13 protein-coding genes are annotated in these 13,818 nt (G+C 72.7%); 7 read left to right on the top strand and 6 right to left on the bottom strand.

Annotated elements, in window-relative coordinates; genetic code table 11:
- Nucleotides 1–45: 45 nt before the first annotated feature.
- A complete protein-coding gene (locus ACLLJJ_RS02190; protein WP_434587545.1) occupies nucleotides 46–372 on the bottom strand; it encodes a hypothetical protein in 327 nt (108 codons plus the stop codon).
- 206 nt (nucleotides 373–578) lie between these two features.
- Here ACLLJJ_RS02190 and ACLLJJ_RS02185 point away from each other — a divergent pair, with 206 nt between their 5' ends.
- Nucleotides 579–779: a hypothetical protein gene (locus tag ACLLJJ_RS02185; RefSeq protein ID WP_434587544.1), complete on the top strand. Its 201-nt coding sequence runs from the start codon at nucleotides 579–581 to the stop codon at nucleotides 777–779.
- A 75-nt stretch (nucleotides 780–854) separates the two neighbouring features.
- On the opposite strand, the gene ACLLJJ_RS02180 is transcribed toward ACLLJJ_RS02185, so the two are convergent.
- The gene (locus ACLLJJ_RS02180) at nucleotides 855–1,274 is read right to left on the bottom strand and encodes a CBS domain-containing protein (RefSeq protein WP_434587543.1); all 420 of its coding nucleotides are present in this window, start codon (nucleotides 1,272–1,274) and stop codon (nucleotides 855–857) included.
- Nucleotides 1,275–1,687: 413 nt separating this feature from the next.
- Between ACLLJJ_RS02180 and ACLLJJ_RS02175 the strand changes: the two genes are divergently transcribed.
- Together ACLLJJ_RS02175 and ACLLJJ_RS02170 are read left to right on the top strand one after the other, a co-directional pair.
- Complete coding sequence (locus ACLLJJ_RS02175) at nucleotides 1,688–2,662, top strand: MerR family transcriptional regulator (RefSeq protein WP_434587542.1); 975 nt, start codon at nucleotides 1,688–1,690, stop codon at nucleotides 2,660–2,662.
- A 124-nt stretch (nucleotides 2,663–2,786) separates the two neighbouring features.
- Entirely contained in the window at nucleotides 2,787–3,965 is a 1,179-nt protein-coding gene (locus tag ACLLJJ_RS02170; protein WP_434587541.1) for an acyl-CoA dehydrogenase family protein, read from the top strand.
- Between the two features lie 96 nt (nucleotides 3,966–4,061).
- On the opposite strand, the gene glsA is transcribed toward ACLLJJ_RS02170, so the two are convergent.
- Nucleotides 4,062–5,345 carry a glutaminase A gene (glsA, locus tag ACLLJJ_RS02165; RefSeq protein WP_434587540.1) on the bottom strand — a complete coding sequence of 428 codons (1,284 nt, stop codon included), beginning with the start codon at nucleotides 5,343–5,345 and terminating at the stop codon, nucleotides 4,062–4,064.
- A gap of 102 nt (nucleotides 5,346–5,447) precedes the next feature.
- Here glsA and ACLLJJ_RS02160 point away from each other — a divergent pair, with 102 nt between their 5' ends.
- The 3 genes from ACLLJJ_RS02160 (at nucleotide 5,448) to ACLLJJ_RS02150 (ending at nucleotide 10,298) form a co-directional block, all read left to right on the top strand.
- Nucleotides 5,448–6,374: an oxygenase MpaB family protein gene (locus tag ACLLJJ_RS02160; RefSeq protein ID WP_434587539.1), complete on the top strand. Its 927-nt coding sequence runs from the start codon at nucleotides 5,448–5,450 to the stop codon at nucleotides 6,372–6,374.
- Nucleotides 6,356–8,608 (top strand): tetratricopeptide repeat protein, encoded by a 2,253-nt coding sequence (locus tag ACLLJJ_RS02155; RefSeq protein ID WP_434587538.1) that lies wholly within the window; start codon nucleotides 6,356–6,358, stop codon nucleotides 8,606–8,608. The genes ACLLJJ_RS02160 and ACLLJJ_RS02155 overlap by 19 nt, the downstream gene beginning before the upstream one ends.
- Before the next feature lie 85 nt (nucleotides 8,609–8,693).
- The gene (locus tag ACLLJJ_RS02150; RefSeq protein ID WP_434587537.1) at nucleotides 8,694–10,298 is read left to right on the top strand and encodes a phytoene desaturase family protein; all 1,605 of its coding nucleotides are present in this window, start codon (nucleotides 8,694–8,696) and stop codon (nucleotides 10,296–10,298) included.
- An 89-nt stretch (nucleotides 10,299–10,387) separates the two neighbouring features.
- Here the strand turns inward: ACLLJJ_RS02150 and ACLLJJ_RS02145 are convergent, their stop codons facing one another.
- Together ACLLJJ_RS02145 and ACLLJJ_RS02140 are read right to left on the bottom strand one after the other, a co-directional pair.
- The gene (locus ACLLJJ_RS02145) at nucleotides 10,388–10,660 is read right to left on the bottom strand and encodes a CopD family protein (RefSeq protein WP_434600275.1); all 273 of its coding nucleotides are present in this window, start codon (nucleotides 10,658–10,660) and stop codon (nucleotides 10,388–10,390) included.
- Nucleotides 10,661–11,428, bottom strand: coding sequence for a hypothetical protein (locus tag ACLLJJ_RS02140; protein ID WP_434587536.1), 768 nt, complete (start codon nucleotides 11,426–11,428; stop codon nucleotides 10,661–10,663).
- A gap of 116 nt (nucleotides 11,429–11,544) precedes the next feature.
- Between ACLLJJ_RS02140 and ACLLJJ_RS02135 the strand changes: the two genes are divergently transcribed.
- The gene (locus tag ACLLJJ_RS02135; RefSeq protein ID WP_434587535.1) at nucleotides 11,545–11,862 is read left to right on the top strand and encodes a hypothetical protein; all 318 of its coding nucleotides are present in this window, start codon (nucleotides 11,545–11,547) and stop codon (nucleotides 11,860–11,862) included.
- A 24-nt stretch (nucleotides 11,863–11,886) separates the two neighbouring features.
- On the opposite strand, the gene ACLLJJ_RS02130 is transcribed toward ACLLJJ_RS02135, so the two are convergent.
- The gene (locus ACLLJJ_RS02130; protein ID WP_434600274.1) at nucleotides 11,887–13,632 is read right to left on the bottom strand and encodes a serine hydrolase; all 1,746 of its coding nucleotides are present in this window, start codon (nucleotides 13,630–13,632) and stop codon (nucleotides 11,887–11,889) included.
- Between the last annotated feature and the right edge of the window lie 186 nt (nucleotides 13,633–13,818).

The raw sequence follows: 13,818 nt of genomic DNA, 5'->3' as shown, positions 1-13,818 counted from the left end.
CGGTGCTGACGCGGCCGGATCGTCCCGCGGCCGGGCCCGCCGCGGTCAGATCTCGTTCAGGTCCTCGATCGGTTCCTCGGTCAGCGCGTCCTCCGGGCCCTCGTCCCGGTCCTCGTTCGGCGCGTCCGGGTCCTCTTCCTCGTCGCCGGTGGCCTGTTCGACATCCGGCTCCTCCTCGGCGAGCAGCTGATCCAGCGATTCGCCGCGCCGTGCCTCCTCGGCCGTCGTACCGAAGGACTCGGCGGGCGACCAGTGCTCGGCCGGGGTGATGCCCGCGTCGAGCGGGTCGGAGTCCAGGTCGTCGCTCATCAGAGTGTCCGCCGCGTCCAGAACGCCGTCGTCCTCGGGAAGCTCCGTGTTGTCTTCGCTCATCAGTCCCACTCCGTGCTCGGTTACGGCCTGGCTGGGCCCCCCACGCTGCCGCAGGCGGACGCCCTTCGCATCCGGAACATACGACAGCGGCGGACGTGAGGGGAGTGGGCGAAGTGAAAGTCGAGCGGCCACCCGATGTTCACCGGATGCGGGCCGGGTAGGGGCCAACCAGAATGCCGACTGATCGATGAAACAAGGAGGCGGTAATGAGCGAGGAATCCGTTTCGAAGCGAGACCCGTCGGTAGTGACCCCCGACAGCTTGCTGCACACCGGCGCCGGCGACGACGTCACCCCCGAGGATCTGGTGCTCGCCTCGGGGCGCGACGTGACTCCGGAAACCCTGGAGTGGGCGCGGCGCCGCTTGGAGAAGGAGGGTCGCGCGGCCATCGAGACTCAGCTTCCATAGCGTGTACGGGTTCGGCCCGGCACAGCGGCGGACGCTGTGCCGGGCCGAACCCGTACACGGAGGGGCCGCGGCGGGTCAGCCCGTCGCGTAGACACGGCTGACGAAGTCGGCGAGCTGCTCGGCGGGCAGGCTCCGGGCCAGGTCCGCCTCGGTGACCACACCGGCCGGCCTGCCGTTGTCCAGGACCAGCAGCCTGCGGATGCGTGCCTCACCCATCACCCGTACGGCGTCGGACGCGTCGGCGGCCACGTCGACGGACACCGGGGCGCCCTCCGCGAGGTCCCCGGCGGTCACCTTCGCCGGGTCGTGGCCCGCGGCGACACACTTCAGGATGATGTCGCGGTCGGTGACGATGCCGATGAGCTCGTTGTCGCCGTTCTGCACGGGCAGCGCGCCGATGCGGTGGTCCCGCATCAGCTGGGCCGCGCGGTCGAGTGTCTCGGTCGCCGGAATGCAGCGGACGTCAGGGGTCATCAGGTCGCGGACAGTGGTCACGGAAATCCTCCGGGGTCGACGGATGCGCCACCGCCATGCTGGACGCACCCGGGAGGGTCGGCGACCGGACGGGCTCTTACGGGTGACTCGGGGGTTCACCGGTGTGGGTGAACCGTGGAGACGCCGGTCCGCGCCGAAGCCGCCCGGCCCGGGGGAGCCGACTTGGGCCGGACGGCTTCGGCGTGACGCCCCAGGAGCCCGGTCCGTGGTGACGCCTCTGCGCGGTCGGCCCGCAGCCCGTGGGCGCGTGACGTCCTCCACGCCCGCGCATCGGCCGGGCCGGGGCGTCCGCGTCGGAGACGACACGGACGCCCCGGGAGTCGTGAGCCGACCGCCGTCCTTGTGGTGGCAATCTTCGTCGCAGTCGCTCCACGGCGGCAACTCGCGTCGTTCGTGCGTCGTATCGTCCGGAGATGGACATCGAAAGCGGGACATCGCCCGAGGCCGGAATGACAACTGGGGCCGTGGCGCTGCGACTTGGGGTCGCGCCGACGACGCTGAGGTCCTGGGACCACCGGTACGGTCTCGGCCCCGCCGCGCGCGAGGGCGGCAGGCACCGGCGCTGGTCGCCCGATGACGTGGCCCTGCTGGAGCGCATGTGCTGTCTCACGGCCCACGGCATCGCCCCTGCCGAGGCCGCCCGGCTGGCCCGCAGGCCCGAGGGGCCGCAGCACCCTCCGGCGCCGCAGGGCCACGTCACCCGCTCCGGTCGCGTCGTCCTGATTCCCGCTCCCCGCACCGCCGCGCGGGCCGGCCGTGGGCTGGGCCGGGCCGCCGTACGCCTGGACTCTCCCCGCCTCGACACCCTGCTGGCCGCGTCCGTCACCGAGCACGGACTCGCCGGCGCGTGGGAGGAGGTGATGTCGCCGACGCTGCGCGCCATCGGCCGCACCTGGGCGGCGTCCGGTGACGCGGCGGGCGAACGGTACGTCGAGGCCGAGCACTTGCTGTCCTGGCACGTCTCCACCGCCCTGCGCCGTGGCTGTCGGCCGAAGGGCCCGGAGGGCGACGAACCCCCGGTGTTGCTGGCCTGCGTGCCGGGCGAGATGCACACCCTGGCGATGGAGGCGCTCGCGGCCTCTCTGGGTGAACGAGGCCTGCCGGTAAGGATGTTCGGCGCCGCTGTCCCCGTCGGGGCCCTGTCCGAGGCGGTGCGCAGGACAGGACCGCGCGCCGTGGTGCTGTGGTCCCAGACCCGGCTCACGGCCGACCGCGTCCTGGCGAACCTGGTGCGTGCCACGGCCTGGGGCATCAGGGGCGCGCGGTCCCGGCCCACCGTGCTGATCGCCGGTCCCGGCTGGGCGAGGGTGCGCGAGACGGCCGGGATGCGCCGGCCCAGGAGTCTGGCGCAGGCGCTGGACCTCATCGAGGCGGCGAACGAGGCCTGAGGCGGCGGCGCCCGGCGCCGCGTCCGGACTCCCGAAGGCGCGGTTGGGGGAAGCCCTTCCAGATTCTTGGAACACGTTCTAGTCTGTGCGCCGCCATAGGGAACGCGATACTCCTGGAGGGGCCGTGCACCTCGAATACACGCCTGAGCAGCAGCAGTTGCGCGCCGAGCTGCGCGCGTACTTCGCCGAGCTGGTGCCGGACAACGTATATGCGCGGTACGCCGACCCGGCGGCCCAGAAGCGCTTCTACCGTGAGACCGTCCGCCGCCTGGGCGCCGACGGCTGGCTCGGTGTGGGCTGGCCCGAGGAGTACGGCGGGCGGGGACTCTCGCCGATGGAGCAGTTCATCTTCTTCGACGAGGCCGCGCAGGCCGGCGTGCCGCTGCCGCTGATGGCGCTCAACACCGTCGGCCCGACGATCATGCAGTTCGGTACGGACGAGCAGAAGACGTACTTCCTGCCCAAGGTGCTGGCCGGTGAGATCGACTTCGCGATCGGCTACAGCGAACCCGACGCGGGCACCGACCTCGCCGCCCTCAAGACCCGCGCCGTACGCGACGGCGACGAGTATGTCGTCAACGGCCAGAAGATCTGGACCACCAACGGCGACACCGCCGACTGGGTGTGGCTCGCCGTCCGCACGGATCCGGACGCGCCGCCGCACAAGGGCATCACCATGCTGCTCGTGCCGACCGGCGACCCGGGCTACTCCTGCACCCTGATCAACACCCTGGCCTCGCACGACACCACCGCCAGCTACTACGAGAACATCCACGTCCCCGTCTCCCGCCGCGTCGGAGACGAGAACAAGGGCTGGCGGCTCATCACCAACCAGCTCAACCATGAGCGTGTCACCCTCGCCGCCCACGGCACCATGGCCATCCGCGCCCTCCACAACGTCCAGCGCTGGGCCGCGGACACCAAGCTCGCCGACGGCCGCCGGGTCATCGACCTCGGCTGGGTACGCGGACGCCTCGCGAAGACCCACACCAAGCTCGACGCGATGAAGCTCCTGAACTGGCAGATGGTGTACGCCCTGCAGAGCGGCTCGCTCACCCCGCAGGACGCGTCGGCGGTGAAGGTGTACGGCTCCGAGGCACGCCGTGACGCGTACGCCTGGCTGATGGAGATCGTCGCCGCGGCCGGCCCGATGAAGGAGGGCTCGGCGGGCGCGGTCCTGCACGGCGAACTCGAACGCGGTTACCGCTCCGCCGTCATCTTCACCTTCGGTGGCGGCAACAACGAGATCCAGCGGGAGATCATCTCCTGGATCGGTCTGGGGATGCCGCGAGTGCGCCGCTGACGGGCAGCGCCACCGGACGGCGCGCGTGGGCGCCGGGTGGGCGCGGAACACCGGCGAGCCCGCCGACCTCCCGTCACGGCTCGCCCCGGGGCCGGCTCAAAGGCGGCCGGAGGGGGCCTCGGCGCACCAGGCGACCGCCTCCTGCCGGGAGACGAAGCTCCGCCAGCCGGGCCCGGCCGCGGCGCTCCCCAGCCGGCCCACGACGGCCACCGGGTGCCCCTGGGCGCACAGGTCCGTGAGGGCGGCCCGCACCATCGCCGTGGCACAGGCGTCGACGTTCATCACGTCCGCGAGATCGAGGACCACCCCGCCTCCGGTCTCCAGGGCGACCGGGGACAGTTCGTGCAGCAGCCGCTCCGCGGCGGTGAAGTCGATGGCTCCTTGCGCGGCCACCAGGGTCACCCGCTCTTCCTGCCGGCTGCTGAGGGAGACCGTGGGGGCGCTGCGGGCCGGATTGTGCATCAGGTGCAGTCCGAACCGCTCGGAGAGCTCTCGCATCGCCGCCGCGCCGCGCACCGGCGTGCCGGCCGGATCCAGCGGCGGGCTGAAGGCGGCGACGCCGAATCGTGCCGGGCTCGCGGCGACCAGCCCGCCCGCGACCCCGCTCTTCGCCGGCAGCCCGACCCTCAGCAGCCACTTGCCCGAGGCGTCGTACATGCCGCACGAGGCCATCACCGCGAGCACCTGCACCGCCACCGGCTCCGGCACGACCGCCTTGCCGGTCACCGGGTTGGTGCCGCCGTTGGCCAGGGTCGCCACCATGACGGCGAGGTCGACGGCGGTCACCCGCACCGCGCACTGGCGGAAGTAGGTGTCCACTGCTTCGGACGGGTCGCCGGGCAGCGACCCGGTGCTGCTCATCAGGTAGGCGAGCGCGCGATTGCGGTTCCCGGAGGCCGACTCCGAGGCGTACACGCTCTCGTCGACATCGAGGGCGCGCCCCGCGAAGCGGCTCAGGATTCCCAGGATGCGATCGAAGCGCCGCGCCCCGGTGGGGCCGGGGACCAGGGCCGTGCAGGCGATGGCCCCGGCGTTGATCATCGCGTTCGCCGGGCGCCCGGTCCCCGGTTCGAGGCTGATCGCGTTGAACGCCTCGCCGCTCGGCTCCGCGTCCACCCACCGCGTCACCTCCGCCGGGCCCAGCTCGGCCAGGACCAGGGCGTAGACGAAGGGCTTGGACACCGACTGGACGGTGAACGGCGTCTGCGCGCGGCCCGCCCGGTACTGATGGCCCTCCATGCTCACCAGGGCGAGACCGAAGGCGTCCGGGTCTGCCAGGGCGAGCTGCGGGATGTAGTCGGCGAGCCTGCCGTCGCGCAGGCCCGCCAGCCGGGCGTGGACCTGCGTGAGGGCGTCGGTCACCGGCTCGTGCATCACCATTTGGTTATGGTATGCAGCGATTCGTTCCTGTGGCGGTCTGGTCCCGTGGGCGGAGAGCTGATAAAGCAGGCAGTACGGGGGCCGACGCTGGGGAGGCCGGACATGCGCGACGCCGATCCGGGGCTGTTCGGGCCCGAATCCGTCACCTGGCAGATGCACGGCGACCCGATGATGTGGGTCGCGGGCATCCGGGCCCTCTATCTCCAGGCCCTGCACCCGCGCGCCGTGCGCGGAGTCATGCAGAACAGCGACTTCCGCAACGACGCCTGGGGCCGGCTGATGCGCACCGCCGGCTTCGTCGGCACCCTCACCTACGGCACGACGGACGCGGCCGAACGGGCGGGCACCCGGGTCCGCAAGATCCACAGCATGCTGGGCGCCACCGACCCCACGACGGGCGAGCGCTACGGCGTCGACGAGCCCGAGCTGCTGCGGTGGGTGCACTGCGCCGAGGTCGACTCCTATCTGCAGGTCCTGCGCCGCTCCGGCTTCCGCCTCGACGCGGCGCAGGCCGACCGCTACATCGACGAACACCGTGAGAGTGCCCGGCTGGTCGGCCTCGACCCCGCGACCGTCCCCGCGTCCACGGCCGGGCTCGCCGCGTACTTCGAAAAAGTGCGCCCCGAACTCGCGGTGGGGCCCGAAGCGCGCGCCGTCGACGATTTCCTCCGCAAACCGCCCGTTCCCCCGCTGCTCGTACCGGCGCGTGCGCTGGTATGGCGGCGCGTCGCCGGGCTCGCGTACGCCTCCCTGCCGCCCTACGCCCATGAGCTGTACGGACGTCCCGCGCCCTCGGCGCGCACCGTCACCCGCCGCCTCGTCGCAACCGGAACCGCCCTGCGGGCCGTCCCCGCCCGTGTGCGCTGGCAACTTCCACCGGGTCACATCCTCAAAGCGATGGCCCGACTCGGGCCCGACGCGCGACCGGCACCGTACAAACTCACCCGTCGGGCGGCCATACTGGACGAGCCGGGGAGGGCGCAGCAAAACGACGGGGGCGACAGCACGAGATGGCGGACACCAGGCTGATCCAGGGCCGGTACCGGCTGCTCGATCTGATCGGGCGCGGGGGCATGGGCGAGGTGTGGCGTGCTCGCGACGAGTCGCTGGGCCGAAGGGTCGCCGTGAAATGCCTCAAGCCGATGGGCCCCCAGCACGATCAGTCCTTCACGAAAGTCCTTCGCGAACGCTTCCGCCGGGAGGCGCGCGTCGCCGCCGCCCTCCAGCACCGGGGCGTCACCGTCGTGCACGACTTCGGGGAGCACGAGGGAGTCCTCTATCTGGTCATGGAGCTGCTGGAGGGGCGCAACCTCAGCCAGCTCCTGGAGGACAACAAGGACCACCCGCTGGCCGTAGCCGATGTCGTCGACATCGCCGAACAGGTCGCCTGGGCCCTTGCCTACACGCATGAACAGGGCATCGTCCACCGTGACTTGAAGCCCGCCAACATCATGCGGCTCACCGACGGCACGGTGAAGATCTGCGACTTCGGCATAGCGCGCCTGGGCCACGACATCGGCGTCACCTCCCGGCTCACCGGCACGGGCATCGCCATGGGCACCCCCCACTACATGTCGCCCGAGCAGATCGGCGGCGTCCACGTCGATCACCGCAGCGACCTCTACTCGCTCGGCTGCGTGCTGTACGAGATCGCCACCGGAGTGCCGCCGTTCGACCTGGACGACGCCTGGGCGGTCCTCGTCGGCCATCGCGACACCCAGCCCGAGCCGCCGCGCACCCACCGCGACGAACTCCCCGAGTTCTTCGACCGGATCGTCCTCGACCTGCTCGCCAAGGCCCCCGAGGAGCGGCCTGCCGACGCCAGGGACCTCGCGCGCCGCCTCACCGCGGGGCGTGCGTCGGGCGCCGGGCACGCCCTGCCGGTCGTGCCCTCGTCCGTACCGCGACCGCCCGGCCCCCGCCCCGAGCAGCCGCCCTCGCTCCCGTCCTGGACCCGGGGGATGACCACCGGGCACAAGGCGGGCGGAACCTGGCCGTCGCCCGCCGCCGCGTACGACCACTCCGCCGGGCTGACGGGGGGGTGGACCACCGGCGTCGGCCTGCGGGACGGGGTCACCGTGCAGCCCCCACAGCGCCAGGAGCGGCCCACGCCGCCGCCCGAGGTGCTCACCGTCCTCAACAGCAGGCACAACGCGGGCCTCAGCCTCGGGCGGCTGGGCCGCTGGACGGAGGCCGGCGAGGTGCACCGCGCGGTCGCCGTCGAGCGCGAGCACACGCTGGGCCCGGACCACCCCGACACCCTCGCCAGCCACTACGAGGTCGGCTTCACCCTCAGCAGGACCGGCCGGGCGGCGGACGCGCTGCGCGAGTTCGGCCGGGTGGCGGACGGCCGCGAGCGCACCATGGGCCCGGACCACCCCGAAACCCTCGCCGCCCGCCAGGAGATGGCGTACGTCATGGGACAGCTCGGCCGGCACTTCGAGGCCCATCAGGTGTACGCGGCGGTGCTCGCGTCGCGCGAGCGCACCATCGGACCCGAGCACCCCGACACCCTGCGCTGCCGGCACAACCTGGCGTTCAACCTGAGCAGGCTCGGCCGTCTGGAGGACTCCTACCGCATGGCGCACGAGGTCGCCGCGGCCCGCACGCGGGTGCTCGGCGCGACCCACCCCGACACTCTCGTCACCCAGTACGAGGTGGCCTACGCACTCGGCCAGCTGGGCCGCTGGTCGGAGGCGCTGCAGACCTACCGCGAGGTCGCGGCGGCCCGGACCCAGGCACTCGGCGCCGATCACCCCGACACGCTCTCCGCCCGCTACGAGGTCGGCATAAGCCTCGGCCGCCTGGGTCGCAGCGCGGAGGCACTGGAGCTCTACCGCTCCCTCGTGGACGACCGTACCCGCGTGCACGGCCCCGCCGATCCCGAGACGCTGCGCGCCCGGCACGGCCTCGGCGTCAACCTCGGGCGGCTCTCCCGCTGGGAGGAGGCGCTCGCCGAGGCGCGCGACGTGTGCGCGATACGTGAGCGCGTGCTGGGGCCGGACCACCCCGACACGCTCGTCAGCCGGCGGGAGGTCGCCGTCGGCCTTGGCTGGCTGGGCCGCTGGGCCGATGCCCTCGCGGTGTACGGGCAGGTCGCCGAGGCCCGCCGGCGTGTGCTGGGCGCCGACCACCCCGACGCCCTGGCCAGCCGCAACGACGAGGCGCACTGCCTGGAGCAGCTCGGTCGCGGCGCGGAGGCCGTGGAGCTGTACCGGCAGGTCGCGGCGCTGCGCCAGCAGCGCGGAGCCCAGAGCCTCTGACACCACTGACGCCTCCGGGGCCACACCGGACAGCGTGCCCCGGAGCCCGCGAGTGGCAGTACCCGAGACAGGAGCGTGTGAGGCCATGCCCGAACAGGACGCCCAGGAAGCCCGCCGGACGAGCCGGGAGCGCGACTCCCACGGTGACGCCTACGACATCGTGATCGTGGGCGGGGGACACAACGGGCTGGTCGCCGCCGCCTATCTGGCGCGGTCCGGGCGCTCGGTCCTCGTCCTGGAGCGGCTCGGCCACACCGGTGGCGCCGCCGTCTCCACCCGCCCCTTCGCCGGGCTCGATGCCCGGCTGTCGCGCTACTCGTACCTGGTCAGCCTGTTGCCGGACAAGATCGTGCGCGATCTCGGGCTGCGCTTCGCCGTCCGGGAACGCACCATCTCCTCATACACCCCCACCGAGCGGAACGGCGTCGCGACCGGCCTGCTGGTCGGCGGCGGCGAAGAGCGCACGCGTGGCTCGTTCCGGGCGCTCACGGGAGCCGACCGGGACTTCGAGTCCTGGCAGCGGTTCTACTCCATGACCCGCCGGGTCGCGGAGCGGGTCTTCCCCACACTCACCGAGCCGCTCCCCACCCGGAAGGCCCTGCGCGAGCGGATCGGCGACGCCGACGCCTGGCGGATGCTCTTCGACGAGCCGCTCGGCGTCGCGATCGAGGACACCTTCGACGACGACCTCGTGCGGGGCGTCGTACTGACCGACGCGTTGATCGGCACCTTCGCCGACGCGCACGACCCGTCCCTGGCGCAGAACCGCTGCTTCCTCTACCACGTGATCGGCGGCGGCACCGGCGACTGGAACGTCCCGGTGGGCGGCATGGGAGCCCTCACCGACGCCCTCGCCACCGCCGCCCGGTCGGCGGGCGCGCGGATCGTCACCGGGCGCGAGGTGACCCGCATCGAGACCGACGGGACCCGGGCCGAGGTCTCCTGGCGCACGGACGAGGAGGCGGGCATCGTCTCGGCCGGACAGGTCCTGGTGAACGCCTCGCCGCAGGCGCTCGCGGCCCTGCTCGGCGACGCGCCTCCGGCGCCGTCCGAAGGTGCCCAGCTCAAGGTCAACATGTTGCTGCGCCGCCTCCCCGAACTGCGCGACCGGGCTGTTTCGCCGAGTGACGCCTTCGCCGGGACGTTCCATGTGGCCGAGGGGTACGAGCAGTTGGCGGTGGCGCACCGGGAAGCGGCGGCGGGCGGGCTGCCGACCGCGCCGCCGTCCGAGATCTACTGCCACTCGCTGACGGACCCGTCGATCCTCGGCCCCGAGCTGGCCGAGCGGGGCTACCAGACCCTGACGCTCTTCGGACTGCACACCCCCGCGGGGCTCTTCGCGCACGACAACGACGGGGCACGGGAGAGCCTGCTCAAGGCCACCCTCGGCCGGCTCGACGCCCACCTCGCCGAGCCGATCACCGACTGCCTCGCGCTCGACGAGGAGGGCCGCCCCTGCATCGAGGCGAAGACCCCGCTCGACCTAGAAGCCGAATTGCGGCTGCCCGGCGGCAACATCTTCCACCGCCCGCTCGCCTTCCCGTACGCCGACGAGTCCGCCGGGACCGGGAGGTGGGGCGTGGAGACGGCGCACGCGAACGTGCTGCTGTGCGGGGCGGGCGCCGTGCGGGGCGGCGGAGTCAGCGGCATCCCGGGCCACAACGCGGCGATGGCGGCGCTCGGCCACTGAGGGATGCCCGTGCGCGGCGGCGCGGCGGCGCGGGGTGCGCACGGCGCCGGAACCGGCGCGCGGTCCCAGGTACCTACGGCGCCGGACGCCTACGGCACCGGCAGCGGCACGGCGGTCAACAGCGCCGATACGAGTACCACGGCGCCCAGCGCCACCAGCTCGACGCGGGCCGCCCGAAAGGCACTCGGCCCGCGTCGAGCCCGGTGCAGTCGCCGCCGGGCCGGCAGGGCGAGCAGCCCCGCCACGGCGACCAGGAGCAGTTTGGCCAGCAGCGTACGGCCGTAGGCACTGCTCAGGATCTGATCGAGCGGCAGCCGGCGCAACGTGCTGGCGGTGCCGGTGACCGTGAGCGCGGTGAACAGTCAGGCCGCCAGACGGGCGTAGCGGCCGAGCAGCGCACGGGCGGCGTCCGTGGCGCCGCGCCACTCGAACATCGTGCGCAGTGCGTGCAGCAGCCCGCCGCACCACAGCGTGGCGGCCGTCAGGTGTACCGCCGTCAGCGCGATCCCGACGGCGGGACTGTCGACCTCGGGGTGGGTGCGTACCGCCTTGGCGAGGACCACGAGAGCGAGCGGCGCCACGGCCCACGCGGGGCGGCTCCTGCTCGCCAGGTACGCGGCGGCCAGGAAGGCGTTGGCCTGGAGGAGCGCCAACTGGCCGGGCAGGGTCCCGTAGATCTCCAGGAGAGCGCCGGGGTCGGCCGGGCCCGTGCGAGGCGACCCCGGACCGGCCAGCTTGACGATCTGCGCGACGGCAGCGGCGGCGCCGAGCAGCGAGGCGGCCACGGCCCAGCTGCGGGGCCGCGAGGCCGGGGCGCCCGGGACGGTGCGGGCCGTCCGGGTCACGGCCAGCCCACCGGCGTGCAGCGCGAGCGTGGTGACGAGCACCGCACGCAGGAGGGCGGTGGTTCCCACGCCGGGGATGCGGATCTCGCCCGTGCCGCGCGTCACGAGGCCCGCGCCGATCAGGCACAGGGCGACGAGCGCGACCACGACCGCCGCCCCCTGAACGGCCGGTGCGACGGTCGGCCGGGCACGCCACGGGCGCACCTCGGCCGCCTGGACCGACGGCGCCACTTCCAGAACGGCGTCATTCGTCGCATCAGGGAGAGAACGGTCAGGAAACGTCACAGAGTGATCGTCTCCGGAGTAATGCGTTCCCTGCAAGGCGGGTTCGGGCCCTGTGCGGTCGCTGGAGCCCGGGTGCGACGCTGCGGACCTCCACCGGAGACCCGTAACGTGGTCCCATGTCGAAATCGCGTTTGTCGCTCTGGTCGTCGGACTCGGTGTTGTCGATCGGTTCTGTGGGGTCGGTGCTTTCCGTCGGGTCGATCGGTTCCGCGCTCAGTCTTGGCTCGATCGGCAGCTCGCTGTCGATCGGATCGATCGGTTCCGCCCTGTCGCTCATCTCGATCGGCTCGGCGTTGAGCACCGGGTCGGCCCTCTCCGTGCAGTCCAAGTGGTCCGTGCTGTCCCTCCAGTCCCGGCGCGGCGTCCTGTCCGCAGGGACCGCGGTGGGACTGGCCGGCGCCGCCCTGCTGCTGATGCGGCGCCGGGACCGGTAGCGAGGCCGCGCCCAAGGGCGCCGGTCAGTCCTCGGAGGCCGTCCAGCCGACGGCCCCGATGCGGGCCGTGTCCCGCGGCGTGGACTCGTCGAAGACGGTGCGGCGCCCGTCCTCGACCCGCAGAGCGTCGACGTACACACCACGCCCGACGTACAGCGCGTCGGTCGTGTACCGCCAGCGCAGTATCAGGTCCGTGCCGGCCCAGGCCGCCAGGTCCGCGGTCAGTCGGTGCCAGGCCCGCCCTGACCAGCCGGTGGCGGAGCCGTCCGGGTGCGACTCGGTCTCATGGGCCTTTCCCTCGCGCGCGGTTCGTACGGTGCTGAACGGCACCGGCTGCCAGGCCGCGCCCCCATCCGTCGAGGCTTCGAGGAAGAGACGGTCCGAGCCCGGCTCGGTGTCCCACCACAGCGAACAGCGCAGCCGGGGGCGGTCCTTGGGGAGGCGCAGGGCGGGCAGCGTGAGCGTGGCGCTGGTGGCGACGGCCATGCCGGAGAACCAGGCGGTGCGGCCGTGGGCCGGGCGTACGGCGACGGCGCGCGCCAGATGGTTGGCGGCGGCGACCCGAGGCGCGCTTCCGGTGCGCCAACTGCGCACGGGGTGGACCGAGTTGCCCAGGACCACGAGGAACGAGTCGGTCGACGGGTCGAGGACCAGGCTGGTGCCGGTGAAGCCGGTGTGGCCGGCGGTGCGGGGTGTGGCCATCGCGCCCATGTACCAGTGCTGGTAGAGCTCGAAGCCCAGGCCGTGCTCGTCGCCGGGGAACGCGGTGTTGAAGTCGGTGAACATCAGCTCGACCGACTCCGGCTCCAGGACGCGCCGACGGCCGTACGCGCCGCCGTTGAGCAGCGTACGGGCGAGGATCGCGAGGTCCCAGGCGTCGGAGAAGACCCCGGCGTGGCCGGCGACGCCGCCGAGGCCGAAGGCGTTCTCGTCGTGCACCTCGCCCCAGACCAGGCCGCGTTCGAGACCCGACCAGGGCAGTCGGGCGTCCTCGGTGGCCGCGATCTTCGGTTTCCAGGAGGCGGGCGGGTTGAAGCGAGTGCGGTGCATCCCGAGCGGAGCGGTGATCTCGTCGTGGAGCAGCGCATCCAGAGTGCGGCCGGTGATCTCCTCCAGGACCAGCTGCAGCGAGATCAGATTGAGGTCCGAGTAGAGGTACTTGGTGCCAGGGGCGTGGGCCGGCACCTCGTTCCACAGCAGCCTCAGCTTCCCCTCCCGCGTCGGCTCTTTGTAGAGCGGGATCCAGGAACGGAACCCCGAGGTATGGGTGAGGAGTTGACGTACCGTGATGTCCTGCTTTCCGCCGCCCCCGAACTCCGGGAGATACGCGGTGACCTTCTCCGCCAGCTCCAGCGCGCCGCGCTCGATCTGCTGCACTGCGAGAATGGACGTGAAGAGCTTGGAGACCGAGGCCAGGTCGAAGACGGTGTCCTCGGCCATCGCGATCCGCTGCCCCGCCGGGAACTCGACCCCGGAGTCCGTCTTCTCGTCGTACGCCGAATAGCGCACCGCGGAGCCGATCGGCCGGTGCAGCGCCACGGTGCCGCCCCGGCCGGCGAGCAGCACGGCCCCCGCGTACCAGGGGTGCGCGGGGGAGGGGGCGAGGAAGCGCTCCGCGTCCGTGACGAGCTGCTTCAGGGGGCCCGGGAGCAGCCCGGCCCGCTCGGGCGAACCGCGCCGCAGCGTGGTCCGGCCGCCGGAGGGCGGCGGCGTCGCCGCTGCCGCCGACGCGGGCAGTCGCGCGAGCGCCAGGGCGCTCCCCAGCGCCATGAGGCCACCGCCCAGCCCGCGCCTGCTGATCCCGCTGTCCGCCGCACCTTCGGTCACGAGCCACCCCTTGTGAAAGTAACTTCCGCCGCACGCTCAACTCCTGAAACTTTCTTGCAGGCGAAGGGCGCTGTCAACTGCCCAAAATATCTGACGCAGCATCAGAAAATCTCTTCCCTCGTCCGCCCC

The sequence above is a fragment of the Streptomyces sp. A5-4 genome, assembly GCF_051131715.1.
In the GTDB taxonomy this organism is placed as follows: domain Bacteria; phylum Actinomycetota; class Actinomycetes; order Streptomycetales; family Streptomycetaceae; genus Streptomyces.
This window is presented reverse-complemented; position numbering and strand designations above follow the sequence as displayed.

Coding starts and splice junctions, on each gene's coding strand:
- ACLLJJ_RS02190 (WP_434587545.1), bottom strand. CDS start 372: ATGAGCGAAGACAACACGGAGCTTCCCGAGGACGACGGCGTTCTGGAC.
- ACLLJJ_RS02185 (WP_434587544.1), top strand. CDS start 579: ATGAGCGAGGAATCCGTTTCGAAGCGAGACCCGTCGGTAGTGACCCCC.
- ACLLJJ_RS02175 (WP_434587542.1), top strand. CDS start 1,688: ATGGACATCGAAAGCGGGACATCGCCCGAGGCCGGAATGACAACTGGG.
- glsA (WP_434587540.1), bottom strand. CDS start 5,345: ATGGTGATGCACGAGCCGGTGACCGACGCCCTCACGCAGGTCCACGCC.
- ACLLJJ_RS02160 (WP_434587539.1), top strand. CDS start 5,448: ATGCGCGACGCCGATCCGGGGCTGTTCGGGCCCGAATCCGTCACCTGG.
- ACLLJJ_RS02155 (WP_434587538.1), top strand. CDS start 6,356: ATGGCGGACACCAGGCTGATCCAGGGCCGGTACCGGCTGCTCGATCTG.
- ACLLJJ_RS02150 (WP_434587537.1), top strand. CDS start 8,694: ATGCCCGAACAGGACGCCCAGGAAGCCCGCCGGACGAGCCGGGAGCGC.
- ACLLJJ_RS02135 (WP_434587535.1), top strand. CDS start 11,545: ATGTCGAAATCGCGTTTGTCGCTCTGGTCGTCGGACTCGGTGTTGTCG.
- ACLLJJ_RS02130 (WP_434600274.1), bottom strand. CDS start 13,632: ATGGCGCTGGGGAGCGCCCTGGCGCTCGCGCGACTGCCCGCGTCGGCG.